An 18,859-nucleotide genomic window follows, 5' to 3' on the forward strand; every position below is an offset into this window, starting at 1 on the left:
TGATCATTCATTAAGCCTGCAATCAACTCACGGGTGCCCGGCCTTTAGCAGGGAGTTCTTTTTTTAAGAGTGAAGGGGGATAATGATAACTAATCATGGATTTATGAAAGGAGAAATCATGGAGGGAACCAATAGATTTAATTCAATTGATGAGTACATTATACAATTTCCCGAAGAAGTTCAGGAGATACTTAAAACGATAAGAACAGTCATAAAGAATGCAGCACCGGATGCAGAAGAAAAGATAAGCTATCAAATGCCTACTTTTGCTTTATACGGAAATCTGGTACATTTCGCTGCCTATAAAAAACATATAGGACTTTATCCAACTTCAAGCGCGATCTCTGCTTTTGAATATGATTTATCTGATTATAAACGTTCAAAAGGGGCCGTTCAGTTTCCACTGAACAAGCCAATTCCTTATGAATTAATAACCGAAATCGTTACATTTAGAGTGGAAGAGAATAAAAAGAAGAAAGCGGAAGGGAAATTGAAAAAGAAAAAATAACAAAAACTATTATCTATGTAACATTGTGAGATTCAAAAAGATAGAGAAGGGTGGAAATAGTATGTTCAAAAAATTATTCGGTAAAAAAGAAAATGTGGAACATCTGCTTGCTCCTATAAATGGACAAGTTATAAATATTGAAAATGTTCCCGATCCAGTGTTTTCCGGGAAGTTAATGGGGGATGGAATAGCGTTTCTTCCTGAGGAGGGGGTGGTTGTATCTCCTATTGATGCAGAAGTGATCCAGGTTTTTCCTACTAAACATGCTTTAGGCCTCCGCACAAAGCATGGCATAGAATTGTTAATTCATATAGGTTTAGATACAGTTAACCTTAAAGGTGAGGGATTTGAAGTCCATGTCGCAGAAGGGAAAAGTGTAAAAGCAGGAGACAAGCTTGTTACATTTGATATCGAATTTCTAAAATCCAAAGTTCCCAGTATCATAACTCCGATTATTATCATGAATGGCGAGCTAGTTGAAAAACTGGAAAAAACAAATATCAGCCAAGCAAATAGTAACGAAACAACGATTATGAGTGTTCATTTGAAGTAAGGTAATAGGTGCCTAATGTAGAATCGTTTTTTTGAGAATGATAAGGCATTAAACCCCGGTTCATTCATTGATTCTACAAGTTTAGCCGGCGGAGTCATTAGCCCCATGGGTGTTTACGGGCGGCGATGGTTCTTGAATTGGTTTTGTTATGCATACATCCATTCTTTTTTTGTTGCGGGCAGGATTATCGGAAAATGGAGCGAATAGTAGGTGAATGAACATAAAATAAATCAAGTGAGGGTGAATTTGATGGGAGTTCAAGCAGAGAAGATCTTTGTAAACTTGCCTGTTAAAGATTTGGATGCCTCAATAGAATTTTTCACAAAGGTGGGCTTTAAGTTTAACGAGCAAATGACCAATGAAAATGCAACATGCATGGTTATCAGTGAGTCTATATATGTCATGTTATTGGTTGAAGATTACTTTAAAACGTTTACCAAGAAGGAAATCCCGGATCCAGCAGCAAGTACTGAAGCCATCGTGGCCCTATCGGTTAAAAGTAAGGAAGATGTGGATGAGGTCGTGAATAGGGCACTCGATGCTGGCGGAAAGCCTTTTAATGAAGCCATCGATCATGGGTTCATGTACGGGTGGAGTTTTCTGGATATCGATGGGCATTCTTGGGAAGTTTTTTACATGGATGAAAGCGGGTTTAATCAAAATTAAATCAAACGCAAGGCACACTCCTCACTTAAGGGCTGTGTCTTTTTTTTGAAGTCAACATGAATGCCTGCTAGAAGTAGGAACCCGTAAGTTGGAGTGTATAACATCACATTTAACAAGTAAGACAAAGCAGGGGAAGGTGAGAAGAACTGAATTTCCCAACAAAAATCGGCACTGATATGAAGGATAACAATATAAAAACCCTTCCCACATAGAAGGGTTTTCCAGTTTATGGACGCAAAACTTTGCACTATTATTCTATCGGTTTAATTCGAGCAGGATGACATAGAAAACTGCTAGAAATAAAAGGACCCTTCGCATCCAGCAGCATTCATCTTAAATGAAGTTTAATCATAACAATACAGGGCTAATGTCTTTCCACTCATAAACCAATATATTTAATTCAGCACCAGACATTTTGATTTTTTCGGTTTTAAGCAATTCAGCACCAAAAGCCTCATAGAAAAATCGAGAGTTATTATCTTCAAGCACCTCAACAAAAATTGTATGGAAGCCCAGTTTTTTAAATATAAAAAATAATTCTTTGATGAGTTTCTTTCCTATCCCCATTCTTTGAAAATCTTCGAGGATATATATCGCAGTTAGATCACCCGAATCTTCAACTTCATTCGTTTCCCTTTTTCCTCCGCTTATAAATCCGACTATTTTTCCCTCATTATTTTCTGCTACATAAACATGGTTTCCATCTTTAGATATATTCTCTATCCATACGTCTTTCCTTTTCCCATAAGACAGTTTATCTAAAAAATCACTTGGCATTATATTTTTATATGTGGTACGCCAGCAATCGACATGGACTATTGCTATACCTTCAGCATCAGCAACGTTTGCCTTTCTTATTAACAAATTGATTTCCCCCTTTACAGGTTAAATGAAAAACGCGGTTCAAATAGGTAAATTCAAATTTTTCACCATTGACGCACTGAATTCAGGAGTATGTTCCATATAAAAAGGATAACCATCACTAAGTATAAATCGTTTCTTAGAGTCATCTAAAAAAGTGTGATCCATTTGTTTTGTCAGTTCATCAATAAACCTTTTATCGGGTGTACCGAACGTCACCGCCATTTTTGGCGGTAAGGCCTTCATGGCAATAGGGATCCAAGGCCTTTGTTTTGAAACCACTATTGCATGTGCTGTCCCGCTAATTACGAAATTAAATATATCTTGATCTTGTTCCGTTTTCATACCAAGGTTACTTTTCAGCCAATCGCGTAAGCTTGGTACCGAATCCACAGGGAAGCCAATCTCTCTTAAATAAAGTGTTCTTAACATTCCGGATGCCTTCAGTTCATCTTCATTTACATAATCATGGGCAATGATTTCGAGAAGGTGGCCATCTCCATCACGAAAATATAGATTTTTTCTTCCGTTCGTTTCGTCGATATACTGACCATGTTCTTGTCTTAGGACCAATAATCCGGATTGTTGGATAAATGATGCCGCTTCATCAAATTGAGAATATGGGACTTGAAATGCAAAGTGTGCTGGAGAAATGGGCTCAAACGCTTCTTAAAACTCAACGTAGTAAAGGGCGTCAGCTGAAACTGAATGAACTCTTTAGATTCTGATAGAATGGGGAGCTGCAGGCGGTTAGCGTAGCATTGCTTTACACCTTCAATAGATACTGTCAGTAATTCTAAATCTGCGAAATGAGTAATCAAAATTATCACCCCTTATCTACTAGTTTGCTATACCTCCTATTTTTTACTAATATTATCCATTTTGCAACTAACCTGCCCGAGTCCAAGAAATCAACAGGGCCTTCTTTTTAAATGAACATGGAATAATTGTTAATGATTACTATTATATGATACTATTGACCTAGTTTGTTTCGTGGGGGAAGGTGTAGGATGAAGCGGATTTTCCGTAATAAAATATTTTATTTACTAATCTTCTTGGTTACCTTGGGGATTGTGTTTATTTTTAATAATGACAATGAACCGACTGAGGAATTAACTGAAGATGAATTTTTCACAACTTTAGAGGATGGCAAAGTAACATATTTGGAGTTGGAGCCCCAAAAAAGAGTTTTTGAAATAAGCGGGCGGCTGAAAGGTTATGAAAAGGATCAATATTTTATCGCCACTGTCCCAAATAGTGAAATTTCGATGAATAGAATGAATGACGCTGCAGAAGAACATGATATAGAAAAAATTGTGGTCATGCCACAAGACACAGAGACAAGCGGATGGGTCAATTTTTTTACAACGTCCATTCCGATCATGATCATTTTCACCCTATTTTCCGTTATTTTACTATTGGTCAAAAGAATGAACCATTCTAAATGATGAAAAAACTTGCTTTTCCAATTGGATGGTTTGAAATGAAAGGGAATACTGGCGTGACATGATTTGGCAAAGGCTATTAAACCTGCTTAAGTTAGCCATTCGCAAGCGGTCATGCTGAGTGTTGACTTCTTCCATATAAAACTTTTAAATTGATATTGAAATTTGCTGAATAATTTGATAGAATAAAATCAATCAAAAGACTATGTGCAACTGGCGAAACACGGATAACCGTGAGGGAACACATAGTGTCGTAGCCGTTCGCCTGGGCAGAGGTAAGGGATTTTATCCCTTGCCTCTTTCTGTTTACTAACAGAGGATAGTGAAGTTTTAAAGAATGCAGATTTTCATGGGCAAAAAATATTGTCAATATTCCGAAATTTGAAAAAAAACTATCATAACCAAAAGGGGACAAACAAGATGAGCACAATTCTTTTAGAAAAAGTGAAAACGATCAAAACATTAAATAATATTGCTGAAAGCGGGCTAAATGTATTCAATAAAGGCGAATTTACGGTCGACAACGACAGTGAAAACCCTGATGCGATCGTTGTACGAAGCTTTAACATGCATACAACGGAATTCGGAGATCAATTAAAAGCAATCGCAAGGGCAGGGGCGGGAGTCAATAATATTCCGGTCGACAAATGTACCGAGCAAGGAATCGTTGTTTTTAATACACCTGGTGCTAACGCTAACGCTGTAAAAGAAATGGTACTGACATCATTAATGGCTTCATCTCGTAACCTTTTTGCCGGTGTGGCATGGACAAAGACATTAGAAGGCGAAGGAGAACAAATTCCGAAGCTTGTAGAAGCAGGAAAGAAACAATTCGTTGGAAAAGAAATCAAGGGAAAAACTCTGGGTGTAATAGGCTTAGGTGCGATCGGTGCGCTTGTGGCGAATGATGCCCTGGATTTAGACATGGATGTAATTGGATTTGACCCGTTCATCTCTGTCGATACAGCTTGGAATTTATCTCGCAATGTACAGCGCGCCATGACGATTGAAGAATTGTTTGCAGAATCTGATTACATTACTGTACATGTTCCATTAACGGATGACACAAGAGGAATGTTTAACCAAGAAACATTTGGCATCATGAAACCAGGCGTTCATATTTTGAACTTCTCACGCGGTGAGCTAGTGAATGAAAATGATATGGAAGCTGCACTTGAAAGCGGGAAAGTTGGCAAGTTCATTACAGACTTCCCGAATGAAAACGTGCTGAAAATGAAAAATGTCGTTCCAATTCCGCATCTTGGTGCCTCTACGCAAGAATCAGAGGAAAACTGTGCCATCATGGCAGCACGTCAGGTGAAAGGATTTTTAGAAACAGGGAACATCAAGAACTCAGTGAATTTCCCAAATACTTCACTTCCTTTTACAGGAAATCGTCGTGTGGCAACATTCCATGAAAACGTTCCGAACATGGTTGGGCAAATCACACTGGCTGTATCAGGCTTTAATTTGAACATCGCTGATATGGTTAACAGAAGCCGTGGGGGATATGCGTATACGATCATCGACATTGACGGTGAAGTAAACGGCGATATCATTCCTAGCTTGGAAGAAAAAATCAAACAAATCGAAGGCATCGTTACAACCCGTATTATTTAATTGGAACAGGAAGAAAGCATGAAGGAACGCCCTGATGCTTTCTTGCCCAAATGATAAATAGCAGTGCAAGCCTCAATTCCTTTAAGGAGTTGAGGCTTTTTAATTTGCATGGGTTTAGCGTTATAAAGGAATTGTTGGTAAGTTCATTGTCTTCAAGATGCAATTCCTCCAGTTAATTCTCCTTAAACTCCCTTAATAAAAAATTAAGAAAAACTATTCATAATAAGTTTCACCAATATGAATAGGGAGTTAGTTAAAAAAATTCAAGGACAAACTACTTAGGAGGATAAGATATGAAAAAGCTGATGTTCGTGAAGCTTGGATTAGATATTTTAATGGCCGTTACGTTCGTATTATTTTTCAATAAACGAGTATTAGGAGGATTAACGTTTCATGAAATTGCCGGGTTAGTAATTGCCGTATTATTTTTCATCCATGTATTGCTCAATTGGCGATGGGTAAAAAAAGTCACGGTTAAATTGTTTGACCTTAATTTACCTATTAAAACAAAATTTGGTTATTTTTTAAACGTAATGTTATTAATTACAATGACCTTTATTATGATCAGTGGTATTTTTATTTCAAGAGTTGTATTCCCAAATATCAACGTTGGTAATGAACAATGGTTTAAAATTTCTCATATATCCATTTCGTTTTTAGTGCTTATTTTAGTTGCAGCTCATATTGGATTACATTGGAAATGGGTAATGAATGTTTTTAAAAATATGATGAAGTTCAGAACCCCCAAACCATTCATAGGGATTTTAGCAAGAGCAGCAACAATTGCTTTATTAGTGTTTGGGGGCTATCAAATGTACTCAACAAATTTCATCATGCAGCTGCAAGGAGTTGCGAACGTGTTTAATTTTTCTTCCTCACAAATGCCAGAAGGCGGCTTCGAAAGGGGAGAAAAACCGAACTTTCAAGGGGATTTCAAAAGGGGAGAAAGACCAAATCCTCCGGAAGGCGGCTTCGAAGCGGGAGAAGGCCAATTTGAAAAACCAATGTCAGAAGGCAGCCTAAGAGGGGAAAAAGGCCAATTCGAGAATTCGAACGCTTTAGGTGTTATCATATCGTATTTTGGCATTATGTCTGTATTTATAATTATCATTTATTATATGGAAAAATTTATAATGAGAAATAAAAGTAAAAAGAAAAAAACTAACTCCAGTAATGGGGATTTAACGAGTGTATAAAAAGTAACTCTATAATGGGGATATTGGTTGAACCAGTATGTTCCCTTGATTTTTTAAATAGGCTTTGGAAAGGTGTATTTTACTTCTTGCTAATCCAGCTAGGTTTAGGGACAAGTGGGATTTTTTCCTTTTTCTCAGGCAGGTTGAAACAAAGCGAAAGGTAATAACCAAGAAAAGCGGTATCCCCCAAAATTCTGACGATGCTGTTGATGGAGTATATTCGATGTTAAAAAGACTCCAACAGGAAGCAATTGCTCGATATTGCCTTCATTCCAAAATCCATTAATCGTAATAGGTATACCATTCTCTCCAATCCATAAAATATTGGTTATTTATTAAAATAACAAAAATAAAAACTAAAATTCTTACCCTATTATTATCATTACTAACAAAAACGGGGTAGCAAATATCCATAGAAAATCCGGTCTTCAAATGAAAACCGGATTTTCGAATAGATTTAATGATGATGTTCATGACTTTCTTCTTGTTTATGCATACCTTTTTGCAAGATTTTTAAATCGCTTTTAGAAAGTTTTCCTACGATAAACTGTTTTTGAGGCATAATTATTGAACCATCGTTACTTGCATGTACTTTTATATAGTATAGACCATCACTATCAAAGTTTTTACTTAAACTATAAGTACCGTTTCCCTCTGCCTCAGCTTGTTCCATACTATATTTGAGAGATCCATCTTGTTTCCATATCTCAAAGTGAACATAATCTGCGCTTCTAACCCTTTTACCACCTTGAGTAAGAACAACCTTTATCGTCTCCTGTTTATTAGCAGTAAAGGATTCTGGTATGATTATTTCTGATTCAAGAGGCGTCTCTTCTTTGTATTGATTAGCGGCATCTTTTTCAAGTGAACATGCACTTAGCAATAGGATGAAAATAAAGATTAAAAAAATACATATATTTTTTTTCACGGCAAAAGCCACCCTTTACATTTCGAATTATGCATTCATAACTTTCTTAACTGCAGATCTTCTTTTAATAATTAACCAGTCAATTAGCCACACAACAATAAGCGACAAACCAACCAAAGGAAACAAAATTCCTAGACCTATTAACAGAATTAGAAAGGATTTCATGTTCTTTATATGAGGAGCTTTTGGTGCACCTAATCCTTTTTTCGGCTTTCGCTTCCACCATAAATAAAAACCACTAACGGCAACAAGAATTATTCCTAAACAAATAAGAAGGCTGATTATTTGATTAATCAAACCAAATTGGGTCCCTTTGTGCAATGTAATTCCCCATGCAACTATTTTTCCTATTAAACCGTAATGATCATAACGATAATCAGCTAGAACTGCACCGGAATATTGGTCGATATGCATAGTTGCTTCATCTTGTGCTTTCGGTGGAAAAGCTGATAATGTATAAACGCCATCTGTTTCATTTGGAATATTTATGCTATAACTTGGATGCATACCCTCACGATTCGCAATTGTAACTACATCATCAATGGACAGTGGGATAAAACCTTGAATACCTGAGATAGGTACATCTAAATTTTCTGCTGCCCAAGGAACATCTGCAATATCTTTTGTTTTAATTGAGGATGTTGGAGCACTTCCTGACCATATAGATGGAGGATACCCAGATCCAGAATTGGTAGCTAACGATTGAAAATTACTTCCCCAAAAACCTGACCAAGGCAATCCTGTCATAATTAAAAATAGCATACCTGTAGTTATCCAAAAGGCAGGTACTGCATGTAAATCTCTTCTGAAAATATTTTTTCCTTTATTTAATCTTGGAAAAAGTACACCAGAAAGACCTTGCTTCTTTTTTGGATACCATAAATAAAGACCGGAGACAATTAACACAACTGCCCAGCACGCAGCTAACTCTACAATTCTATCACCTAAGGTGCCAGCCATTAGTTCACCATGAATTTCTTCAATTTTATCCATAATTCTGTCTTCATCATTCAACTCTCCAATAGATTTACCTGTATAGGGGTCTATAAAAATTGTAAGGGACTCCTTATTAGAAGTAATGCTTACTTCACTTGAACGAGAGGCATTTTCTCCTGGATGATATTTTGTCACCACTGCATTAGGGTAAAGTTTCTTCACTTGCTCAATCTGCCGGGATGCCGGTATTTTATCTTCTTGCGGAGTAACCTCGTTGTAGTCTTGATAAAGTACTTGTTCAATTTGTGGCTTAAATAAATAGATTGAGCCAGTGGCTGCTAGAATAATAAGTAAGGGTGCGAAAATAATTCCAGCATAAAAATGCCATCTCCATACTGTTCTATACAAAGAGGTGTTTGTTTGATTTTGTATAGTAGTTTTTGTTATACCCGCTTCCATATACAGGACCTCCTATTTTTTTGAATAGTATTTTAAATTCACCTATATTGATGATAAATAATATTTGTGAGTAAAATATGAAGTTTGTAAAAAAAGGAAATTTAAATTTGCATAAGTTATTCACCGCGAATTATCATTATTTGATATATTTCCCATTTTACTAAACTCCATTGTTCATTCAACAAGAAAATCAACAACTTCCTATAGCAGAGGCATTTTTAAGAGGAAATGAAAATGAGTTATCAAACCGAAAAATAAGAACAACTGTAACTAAGGAGTGAATTTGCTGAGAAAGAGTTTGCAAATAGAAGAGTGGGAAGGAATGGAGGAAAATGGGGGTAGTCCGGCGAAAGTAATCTATAGAAATGTGTTGAATATAGGAAAAGCATCAAACACTTGTTGAACGGATAAGTACCATGAAGGATGTTGAGGACAGACGCGTTGGCATTATTGTATAACGAAAATGTAATGGATCGAAAAAAAACATGAAGGAGTGTTGAATATGCACAAAAGAGATTGTTCCAAAAAGTGTCAGTGTTTCATCGTACCTAACTATATTCTTGAGAATTTGGCACAAAATGATGTGGAAGAAGCACGGGTCAGTTTAGCGAAAAGCCGTCATATGCGCAGGCGCAGAATCTTGAAGGAATATGATATTGATGGTGTTGTCGCTTTAACTGATGCAGGAGCTGGTCCTCGTGGAGAATCTGCCCGTCATGTTTATGATTGCAAGGGAGGAACGAAACTCCGGGAGAATGAGGCCAGGAAAGAAGGGGATCGATCAAATGCAGACCCAGTAGTTAACGCTGCATATGATTATAGCGGAGTTGTGCGTGACTATTTCAAGGATGTCTTGCATCGTAATTCAATTGATAACAAAGGCCTTGATCTCATTCTGAACGTTCATTATGGGAATAAATTCACGAATGCCTATTGGGACGGGGATGAAATGGTATTTGGTGACGGCGATGGGGTCATCTTTAGCAATTTTGCCAATTCACTCGATGTTATTGGACACGAACTTACACATGGGGTTACGCAGTTCACAAGTGGATTGGAGTATGATGGTCAGTCTGGGGCCTTGAATGAACATCTTTCGGATGCGTTTGGAATTGCCATAAAACAATTTCATTTAAAGCAAACAGCGGGAGATGCAGATTGGCTAATCGGTGCTGATATAATGGGACCATCACTGAAAGGACAGGCCCTCCGTTCGATGAAAGCACCAGGTACTGCATTTGACAATAAGTTAATGGGGAAAGATTTGCAGCCTGATCACATGAGGAACTTCTATAAAGGAGATCGGGATAATCATGGTGTCCATATCAATAGCGGCATACCAAACAAGGCCTTTTATCTAGTATCGATGGAGATCGGAACGGACAAAGCGGCTTTGATCTGGTTCAATGCGATGCAGAATTTATTTGCAACGGCAAATTTCAATCAATTCGTACAGATTGTCATCAAGTCAGCGCAAAAACTTGTTGATAGTGGAGAAGTTCCGAAAACGGCTGTAGGGACAATTGAAAATGCTTTTAAAGCGGTTGGACTGCCTGAGTAGTCATAATCCATGAATAGGAGGCTTCATTTAACATGCATATCCAATTTAGCTGCATAGGGGGATTTGCCAACCTCGACTTGAACTTTAAGATAGACACAGATGAATTGCCAGAGGGAAAAAATGAGGAATTACTGAATTTACTGAAGACAGCTGACCTTCCTAATGCCCACCTAAGTAAAATGGCTGGAGCCAAAGCCCAAGGAGCGGACTCGTTTTCATACAAGCTGGATATAGCCGATGAAAAGCAGAAACAGTCCTTCTCATTTACTGACACAACAGCCCCGGAGGAAATACGGCCCTTATTGGATTACTTACGTAACTTAGCCATTGAAATAAAGATGGCAGAATAGATTAACTTAAATTAAATTTAAAGAAAAAAGTCTATCATTCAGATAGACTTTTTTTACGTGTTCTTAAAACTTCACAAAAATGTCATTTCATTTCACTTTTTACATGGATTTTGGCTGTTTGTTCTCTAAATTGACACAAAATAACAAGGAAATATCAATCTAGAGTAGCAGATTTGAAAAGGAAATTGGAAAGTATAGCTCTTTAATGAGGGCTTGTAAAGAGTTAGCCAGTCAAACAGGTAATTGAGTCACAATAGGGAACGAATTTTGATAGAGGTACAAACAGAGCGGTTTTACAAAAAATGCATAAAATAGGATAATGGTCACAGAGAGGTGAAGTGAATGACATATCAAGAAATGAAAGTGACGATACCCGGAAACAGCTGTACCCAATTCGGGAAGGGCATATTGATCTCGCAAATCCAATTCTCCACATTGGAGGCAATATTCGAGGTCGATGAGGCGGTTCAAAGAAAGCTTGATCTCAATAGAAGGACTGAAATCAGGGAGTTCATCATTGATTCTGTATCGGAAGGGGACTTTTACTTTTCCCCGTTCATCTTCTCGAGCAGGGGAGCGATCAAAGAAGTGACCGATGGCGGAGAACTGCCACCAGGAAGCAAAATATACATACTTGATGGTCAGCACAGGACCTACGCCCTAATTTCAGCCATCAGTCACTTAAGGGCGCGGAAGGAAGCGGAAGAAGAAATCGGTAACTTTAAGCAAGCTGAAAAGCTCCAAAGTCAAATTGATAAGTTAAAGACCTACCCCGTCACCATTCAAATCTATTTAAATCTGGAAACGCATGAAGAAAGACAGCTATTCAATGATATTAATACGAAGCGAAAAGAGCCGCATATAGGATTGGTGATGAAGTACGATCAGCGGGATGAATATGCAGAACTGACACGGGACATTGCCAGGATATTAGAAAGTGAGATGGAGATAGAAGCCACCCTTTCGAGGATAACCGTGAACTGTACGGCGTTGACTTCGCTGACGATCATGAGGCGCTGCCTTATCGCTTTATTTGAAGGAAACGTCTCCGTGAAAACGGGCAAAGCCAATTATGGTGATGTAACCAAAGACGAAATCATCAGCATCGCAACCGCATTTTTCGAATCATGGCTGGAAATCTTTCCGAAGAAGATGGCAGATCGGAAAACATTCACATCCGGCTATTCCGGCATTCAAATTGCCCTTGCCCAAACGATCCACCAACTTCACAAACATCATGAAATCCCCTATGAAGAAGCAATCGATCACATGCTGCCATTGAAAGAAGCCTGCACATGGAAGCATGAGGATCCCTTGTTTTCACACATCTACGATCCCTTAAAAAAAAGAGTCAAAAACCATTCGACTACAAACGCCATCCAGAAAACGGCTCTTGTGTTCAAACGAAAAATAGAACAGGAAGGAGGATGGCTGCATGATTCTAGGTGAATTGGATCGGAAAAGAAGGAAAATGGTTTCCTACTCAATCATGGAACTGGTCCACATGTATCGCAATGGACAAATCGCCACTAGGGAAATCAACCAGCTGCGGGTCCGGTCGATCAAGAATTATCTGTTGGACAATGCTTTAACTAAAAATATCTATCTGCCACCACTCGTTGCCAACAGCAGGGAAGGAACCATCCTTAATGGAGAAGCGTTCGAATTATCGATCATCGATGGAACCCAACGAATTGCGGCTTTCGCACAATTGGAGGACAGTATCCTTAAAGCGTTAAAGAAGGATGAAGAAAAAGTGAAACAGGCTTACGAACTGGATTCACTCATGAAGGAAAGCTCGATTGCCATCCAAGTATTTGAAGGGCTTACACAAGCGGAAGAATCCCAGCTCTATCTGGATCTCAATCTAAAAGGCAAGAAAGTGGCCCTTTCCAAACGGATTTCATTCGACTCGCGAAACAACCTCAACGTCATTACCAATCAGGTGCTTCAAACTCATCAATCGTTAAAAACAGCCGGTGTCGAACTTGAAAAGCGTTCCATCAATCGACCAGGTAATAAAAACCTGCTATCGCTATCGCAATTGAGGCAGGTCATCGGCATCTTCATGACTGGGAAGGTACACGTAAACATCGAAGAGAAAGTTTCATCAAGTCCGCTTTCTAACAGTGAATATATCACACTCATTCATTTATATCTTAATGAACTATTCGACATATACCCGGCCGAACAGATGGGAGACTACACAAAATGCATGCTTGCCAGCTACCCTCTTTTCGTTGCCGTTGCGCTTTATGCCAATGACAATATGGAAAACCAGCATATCGAACAAAGACAACAGCTGATTTCCACGAGAATGTCAAAATTGAAAGAGGTGGACTGGAGCCCTGCCAATCCCATTTGGAAGGAGTTTAAAGGAACGTACAAAGGACGGCCGCCATTATTTCACCTAAGCAAAGATAAAAACAATAACGAAGAGCTAGTGCGTTGGCTGTATAGCTGTTGAGGAGGTGAGGGAAATGTGATTTTGAAAACAGTAAAAAACCCCTAGGTGAGTACGTCCGGTCAGACAATCACCTAAGGGCTTGCGAGCAGGAGTATACCTGCCTCTTTAACCAGTATACTCCTAAAAAATGAATAGTGAAATGGGGAGTGAATGGAATGATGATACGAAAAAACTATTTATTGAATATGGAAACGGTGGGAATGATGGAGCGTTACGATTCAAATGGTGTCGAGATGACCACAGTAGTGGAGGGAGAGAACACATTCCATGTTGCACAACCGCGCCAGGAAATCCTGAATAACACGCTAAACCACTTTGGCTTGGATCTGGATGGCGGTCTTGCAGCAGCCAAATCCGTACTTGGCGGTAAATACAGGCTGCCCGTCTGCATAAATGCCCAGCTGGGAATGGTCTGGTTCTCCTCCCGCTCATTCCGGAAAAGAGGAGGGGTCTGGTTTTCCTACATTCACATTAGTGACCTCGAGGAAATGAACGAAAAAGAAACATTGGTCCACACAGACTATGGCCATTGCCTTCCTGTATCCTTAAGCAAAAATCAGCTTGCCTTCAAAAGGGACCAAGCATCCTATCTGCATACGACCTTCCATGGACGCTCTTTGGGCAAAAAAACCTTTTATTACGAGCCGGGAAGCGGAATCACCTTTTGCAAAGAACCTGGGGAGGTTCATTACAGGGTGAAAGGGAAGGGATAATAATTGTGATTTAAGAGCATGGTTTCTTCTGAAATCATGCTTTTAAATGTGTCTACTACGATCAAACAGAAGGAACTCTTCCGTCTGCATAATGCAAATATTGGATCATTTCCTTTTTGTTTTGAACGGATTCTTTAAGGTTTCAATGTCTTCTCAGTTGGTAGATTAAAGTCTTTCTTCAAGGGCATCAACATGTTATCATCCTTTTGACGATCTTAGCTTCATTCTAACCTGAACTTTTTATATATTGTTATAAAAATCACCCTGAATTCCAAGGTACATGTGAAAAGAGATGTGGAGAACAAATGCATCCAGAGTATAATAAAGAAGTGCATTGCGCAGAGTACAAGCTACCAGACAATAGAGTTATATAGAGTTATTGGGGGTGACATCATCTTTGAATTATTGATCATCATGACAGAGCGACTCGGTATTATCGTGACGATCGCTTTTATCGTGACACGTTTTCGCTTTTTTCGGCAAATGTTAAATGAAGATAATTTAAATAGAAAACAGCGTGTTAAGGCAATCCTGTTTTTTGGTGTATTTGGCATTATAGGCACCTATACAGGTCTTACAATAAACTTTGATTCACTTGAAACGGGTCGATGGGTCAATACGGTCGGGGAAGATGAAGCCATTGCCAATTCTCGTGTCATCGGTGTCGTTCTTGCCGGTTTATTCGGCGGCTGGCCCATTGGATTGGGGGCCGGTTTGGTGGCGGGTATCCACAGATTTATGTTAGGTGGATTCACGGCGTTAGCATGCGGGTTTGCAACAATCGTGGCGGGGCTGCTTGCTGGACTTTTCTTCAAAATAAATAAGCATGTCAAGCTTTTGACTGCTTTCATGATTGGGGCAGCGGCAGAGTCGATTCAGATGATCATTATCGTTCTAATGTCCAAGCCATTCGATAAGGCACTCTCCATTGTAGAGCATATTGGCATTCCGATGATCATTGCAAACGGCTTAGGCAGTGCTTTATTTTTATTAATCATAAAAAGTGTCGTAAACGAAGAGGAAAAGGCAGCCGCCCTGCAGGCACAGAAATCGTTGAGAATTGCGAGGAAAACACTCGGTTATATGCGCCAAGGAATGAATGAACAGTCTGCGACAGCCGTATGCAGGATTTTATTCGAAGAAGTGAAGGCAAGTGCGATTGCCATTACCAATGAAACGAAAATCCTCGCCCATATCGGGTTAGGGGGCGACCATCACTCTCCGGGGCGTCCGCTGCAGACAGAGATTACACGCCAAGTGATTGAAGGTGGGGACTTAATTGTTGTAGGTAAGCGGGATATTCATTGCCAAGTATCAAATTGTCCGCTTCAAGCTGTAATTATAGGGCCACTTAAACAAGGGAACAAGACAGTCGGTACATTAAAATTATATTTCCGTAATGAAAAAGAAATTAATAATGTAGATATAGAGCTAATGTCAGGACTTAGCATGCTGCTTAGTTATCAATTGGAAGTGTCACAGCTTGATGAAGCACATGAACTGGCACGGGAGGCCGAAATTAGGGCCCTTCAAGCTCAAATCAATCCGCATTTCCTTTTCAATGCCTTGAATACTGTCATATCATTAACGAGAATTGATCAGAACAAAGCCAGGAAAATGCTGCTGAGTTTATCTCAGTATTTTAGACAGAACCTTGCAGGAACAACGAAGGAATGGACTACATTATCAGAAGAGATTCAGCATGTCCAGTCTTATGCGAATATTGAAAAAATGCGGTTCGTCGATAAATTGCAGATTACGTATAGCGTTGATGAAGAAGTGTTATCGGCCAAAATTCCCCCACTTACGCTGCAGCCATTAATCGAAAATGCCATACACCATGGATTTAAGAACAAAACGGAAGACTGCTTGATTACTGTTAAAGCAAAAAACGAATCTGCTTCACATGTTCGGATTGTCATCAAAGATAATGGTACCGGAATCGATCCTGAACAATTACCGAAGCTAGGTCATGAAATGATTGTATCGAAAAGCGGTACAGGCATAGCACTTTATAATGTTAATAAACGTCTTACGATGATGTTGGGTCAGGACTCCGCTTTACATATAAAAAGTGAGCATGAAAAGGGAACGGAAATATCCTTTATGATTCCAAAGGGAATAATGGAAGAAAGCAGGTGAGAATATGAATGCAGCCATTCGAACACTGGTCATCGATGATGAACGCTATAGCCGGGAGGAATTGATTCATCTATTGAAGCAACATCCGTCCATTGACGTAATTGGTGAGGGGGAATCGGGAGAACAAGCAATCCTAAAGACGATGCAAATGCAGCCGGACGCGATCTTCATCGATGTTGAAATGCCGATCATGAATGGCATGGATGCAGCGAAGGCTTTACGCGGATTGAAAAATGTCCCGAAACTAGTCTTTGCAACCGCATATCCTCAGTTTGGAGTAGAGGCTTTTCGGTTGGATGCAGTAGACTATTTATTAAAGCCTTATGATGAAGATCAACTAGCAGAAACGATAAGGCGTCTTGAGAAATTGTGTCTTAAGCCAGAGGATAACAAGCCGGTCAAATCAGCAGGGAGACTGGCAGTCGAGGTGGAGGGAGAAATTCTATACATCCATCCAAATGACATCATTTACATTTCACGCGAAGATAAAGTTTCGAAAATCGTTACGACAGAACAAGAATATGAAGTGAAAACGACGGTTAAAGAACTTGAAGAAAGGTTGAGGGAATTTCCATTTTTTCGGATCCATAAAAGCCACTTGGTGCATTTAGACTATGTAAAGCGTCTTACTCCATGGTTTAACGGTGCTTACCAGCTGGAGCTGAATGGACGCGATGAGTTGCTTCCCGTAAGCCGAAACTATGCGAAAGCTTTCCGAGCTACATTAGAACTATAAGTAAATGTGACTAATTTGCGAACTTTTTACATCTTAATTAGCAAAATGAACATCTTAACTTACTAAATCGACATGATACAAAGAATTCGCTCTTTTCTGTCTATTCCTCCTTTATACTACTTGTAAGCGATTACAAAGGAGGTTATATAGATGTATACATTTATAGCCGGAGTCATTCTATTAATACTCGGATATTTCACATATGGTAAATTCATCGAAAAAATGTTTGGAGTCAAATCGGAAAGGCCAACACCGGCTTATGCGAATCAGGATGGTGTCGATTACTTGCCTATGAGCACAAGTAAAAATTCATTGATTCAATTATTGAACATCGCAGGCGTTGGACCAATCTTCGGTCCGATCATGGGTGCCTTATACGGTCCTGTCGCCTTTATCTGGATCGTAATTGGCTGTATCTTTGCTGGAGCGGTTCACGATTATCTTACAGGGATGATTTCCATCAGGAATCGTGGAGCACATTTACCAGAACTTGCAGGAAAGTTCTTAGGAAAAGTGATGAAGCACGTCGTAAATGCATTCGCTATTCTATTATTGATTCTGGTGGGTACAGTGTTCGTCACGTCACCAGCAGCATTGCTTCATAACTTAATGAACGGAACGGTCAGCTTAACGCTGATCACGGTTGCGATTTTCCTATATTATATTTTAGCGACACTATTGCCTATCGATAAAATCATCGGTAGATTTTATCCAATTTTCGGTGCCTTACTTTTAATCAGTTCAGTTGGAGTGGGCGGAGCCTTAATTTTTCAACAAGCACCAATTCCAGAACTAACATTATCCAACTTACATCCTGACAATATTCCCATCTTCCCACTATTATTTCTAACGATCTCATGTGGAGCACTATCGGGCTTCCATGCGACGCAATCGCCAATCATCTCACGTACGACCCAAAATGAACAACAAGGCCGGAAAATTTTCTATGGAATGATGATTGCTGAAGGAATCATCGCCATGATCTGGGCCGCAGCTGCCATGAGCTTATTTGATGGACCAGTTGGTCTGAACGAACTTCTTGCAACAGGCGGAACTGGACTGATCGTAAGTGAAGCAGCAACAGTAACACTTGGAGCCAGTGTCGGAACCATTGCAGTACTTGGTGTTATCGTCCTGCCAATCACTTCAGGAGACACCGCTTTCCGAAGTGCGCGAATGATCATTGCCGATTACGTTAACTTCCCGCAACTGAAAATGAGCAGCCGCCTAATCATCGCCGTCCCGCTGTTCATCATCTCAATTGCCCTAACACAAATCGACTTCAACATCCTATGGCGCTACTTCTCATGGGCCAATCAATCAACAGCTGTCATAGCCCTATTCGTTGGAGCCATGTACCTATATATCGCCAAGAAAAACTACTGGGTATCCTTACTGCCAGGAATATTCATGCTCTACACAGTACTTGTCTACATCCTAAACGCACAAATCGGATTCAGACTATCGATGGACATCTCCTATATCATAGGAGCCATCATTAGCGCCGCACTAGTCGCCACCTTCTTCGTAGCAGCCAAGAAGCAACGGGCAGCGAATATCCCGCTTGAAGTAGATATAGGGCATTATAAGAAACCAGCTTAAGGGAGAAGCCACCGGGGATCGGTGGCTTTTTCGTTTGGTCTGGCGGATGATATAGCGATGAACTTTAAAGCTGATGGAATAGCATCTGAAGTGAACTAGTACATAGATAAAAATAT

The 18,859-nt window shown here is 39.4% G+C and carries 17 protein-coding genes, 1 pseudogene and 1 riboswitch; of the genes and pseudogenes, 14 read left to right on the forward strand and 4 right to left on the reverse strand.

Going from position 1 to position 18,859, the window contains the following annotated elements; genetic code table 11:
* Positions 1–82 precede the first annotated feature (82 nt).
* From AC1DVK_RS08535 to AC1DVK_RS08545, 3 genes are all read left to right on the forward strand, one after another.
* Entirely contained in the window at positions 83–508 is a 426-nt protein-coding gene (locus tag AC1DVK_RS08535) for an iron chaperone (RefSeq protein WP_477626267.1), read from the forward strand.
* Positions 509–569: 61 nt separating this feature from the next.
* Entirely contained in the window at positions 570–1,061 is a 492-nt protein-coding gene (locus AC1DVK_RS08540) for a PTS sugar transporter subunit IIA (RefSeq protein ID WP_477626268.1), read from the forward strand.
* Between the two features lie 249 nt (positions 1,062–1,310).
* A complete protein-coding gene (locus tag AC1DVK_RS08545; RefSeq protein WP_089362993.1) occupies positions 1,311–1,727 on the forward strand; it encodes a VOC family protein in 417 nt (138 codons plus the stop codon).
* A 348-nt stretch (positions 1,728–2,075) separates the two neighbouring features.
* On the opposite strand, the gene AC1DVK_RS08550 is transcribed toward AC1DVK_RS08545, so the two are convergent.
* Positions 2,076–2,591, reverse strand: coding sequence for an N-acetyltransferase family protein (locus AC1DVK_RS08550; RefSeq protein ID WP_477626269.1), 516 nt, complete (start codon positions 2,589–2,591; stop codon positions 2,076–2,078).
* A 39-nt stretch (positions 2,592–2,630) separates the two neighbouring features.
* Positions 2,631–3,409: pseudogene (locus AC1DVK_RS08555) on the reverse strand (VOC family protein).
* 189 nt (positions 3,410–3,598) lie between these two features.
* Here AC1DVK_RS08555 and AC1DVK_RS08560 point away from each other — a divergent pair.
* The 3 genes from AC1DVK_RS08560 to AC1DVK_RS08570 all read left to right on the forward strand — a co-directional run bounded on the left by AC1DVK_RS08560 (position 3,599) and on the right by AC1DVK_RS08570 (position 6,849).
* Positions 3,599–4,036: an ATP-dependent metallopeptidase FtsH/Yme1/Tma family protein gene (locus AC1DVK_RS08560; RefSeq protein ID WP_477626270.1), complete on the forward strand. Its 438-nt coding sequence runs from the start codon at positions 3,599–3,601 to the stop codon at positions 4,034–4,036.
* Between the two features lie 196 nt (positions 4,037–4,232).
* Positions 4,233–4,311, forward strand: a riboswitch (ZMP/ZTP riboswitch).
* 142 nt (positions 4,312–4,453) lie between these two features.
* Positions 4,454–5,653, forward strand: coding sequence for a phosphoglycerate dehydrogenase (locus AC1DVK_RS08565; RefSeq protein WP_089362989.1), 1,200 nt, complete (start codon positions 4,454–4,456; stop codon positions 5,651–5,653).
* A gap of 293 nt (positions 5,654–5,946) precedes the next feature.
* Positions 5,947–6,849 carry a DUF4405 domain-containing protein gene (locus AC1DVK_RS08570; RefSeq protein WP_477626271.1) on the forward strand — a complete coding sequence of 301 codons (903 nt, stop codon included), beginning with the start codon at positions 5,947–5,949 and terminating at the stop codon, positions 6,847–6,849.
* Between the two features lie 457 nt (positions 6,850–7,306).
* On the opposite strand, the gene AC1DVK_RS08575 is transcribed toward AC1DVK_RS08570, so the two are convergent.
* The gene (locus tag AC1DVK_RS08575) at positions 7,307–7,777 is read right to left on the reverse strand and encodes a FixH family protein (RefSeq protein ID WP_477626272.1); all 471 of its coding nucleotides are present in this window, start codon (positions 7,775–7,777) and stop codon (positions 7,307–7,309) included.
* A gap of 27 nt (positions 7,778–7,804) precedes the next feature.
* Positions 7,805–9,172 (reverse strand): PepSY-associated TM helix domain-containing protein, encoded by a 1,368-nt coding sequence (locus tag AC1DVK_RS08580; protein ID WP_289337092.1) that lies wholly within the window; start codon positions 9,170–9,172, stop codon positions 7,805–7,807.
* Between the two features lie 502 nt (positions 9,173–9,674).
* On the opposite strand from AC1DVK_RS08580, the gene AC1DVK_RS08585 reads away from it, so the two are divergent.
* The 8 genes from AC1DVK_RS08585 (at position 9,675) to AC1DVK_RS08620 (ending at position 18,743) form a co-directional block, all read left to right on the forward strand.
* Positions 9,675–10,733 carry a M4 family metallopeptidase gene (locus tag AC1DVK_RS08585; RefSeq protein ID WP_410861507.1) on the forward strand — a complete coding sequence of 353 codons (1,059 nt, stop codon included), beginning with the start codon at positions 9,675–9,677 and terminating at the stop codon, positions 10,731–10,733.
* A 32-nt stretch (positions 10,734–10,765) separates the two neighbouring features.
* The gene (locus AC1DVK_RS08590; RefSeq protein ID WP_061464759.1) at positions 10,766–11,083 is read left to right on the forward strand and encodes a protealysin inhibitor emfourin; all 318 of its coding nucleotides are present in this window, start codon (positions 10,766–10,768) and stop codon (positions 11,081–11,083) included.
* Between the two features lie 342 nt (positions 11,084–11,425).
* A complete protein-coding gene (locus AC1DVK_RS08595) occupies positions 11,426–12,532 on the forward strand; it encodes a DNA sulfur modification protein DndB (protein ID WP_477626273.1) in 1,107 nt (368 codons plus the stop codon).
* Entirely contained in the window at positions 12,519–13,550 is a 1,032-nt protein-coding gene (locus tag AC1DVK_RS08600) for a DNA sulfur modification protein DndB (RefSeq protein WP_477626274.1), read from the forward strand. The genes AC1DVK_RS08595 and AC1DVK_RS08600 overlap by 14 nt, the downstream gene beginning before the upstream one ends.
* Before the next feature lie 155 nt (positions 13,551–13,705).
* Entirely contained in the window at positions 13,706–14,263 is a 558-nt protein-coding gene (locus tag AC1DVK_RS08605; protein ID WP_061464751.1) for a competence protein ComK, read from the forward strand.
* 393 nt (positions 14,264–14,656) lie between these two features.
* On the forward strand, positions 14,657–16,405 hold the full coding sequence (locus AC1DVK_RS08610; RefSeq protein ID WP_410861584.1) for a LytS/YhcK type 5TM receptor domain-containing protein: 1,749 nt from the start codon (positions 14,657–14,659) through the stop codon (positions 16,403–16,405).
* Between the two features lie 4 nt (positions 16,406–16,409).
* Entirely contained in the window at positions 16,410–17,141 is a 732-nt protein-coding gene (locus AC1DVK_RS08615; protein ID WP_477626275.1) for a LytR/AlgR family response regulator transcription factor, read from the forward strand.
* A 150-nt stretch (positions 17,142–17,291) separates the two neighbouring features.
* On the forward strand, positions 17,292–18,743 hold the full coding sequence (locus AC1DVK_RS08620; RefSeq protein WP_477626276.1) for a carbon starvation CstA family protein: 1,452 nt from the start codon (positions 17,292–17,294) through the stop codon (positions 18,741–18,743).
* The last annotated feature ends 116 nt before the right edge of the window (positions 18,744–18,859 follow it).

It is taken from the genome of Peribacillus sp. P4_B1 (genome assembly GCF_056402395.1).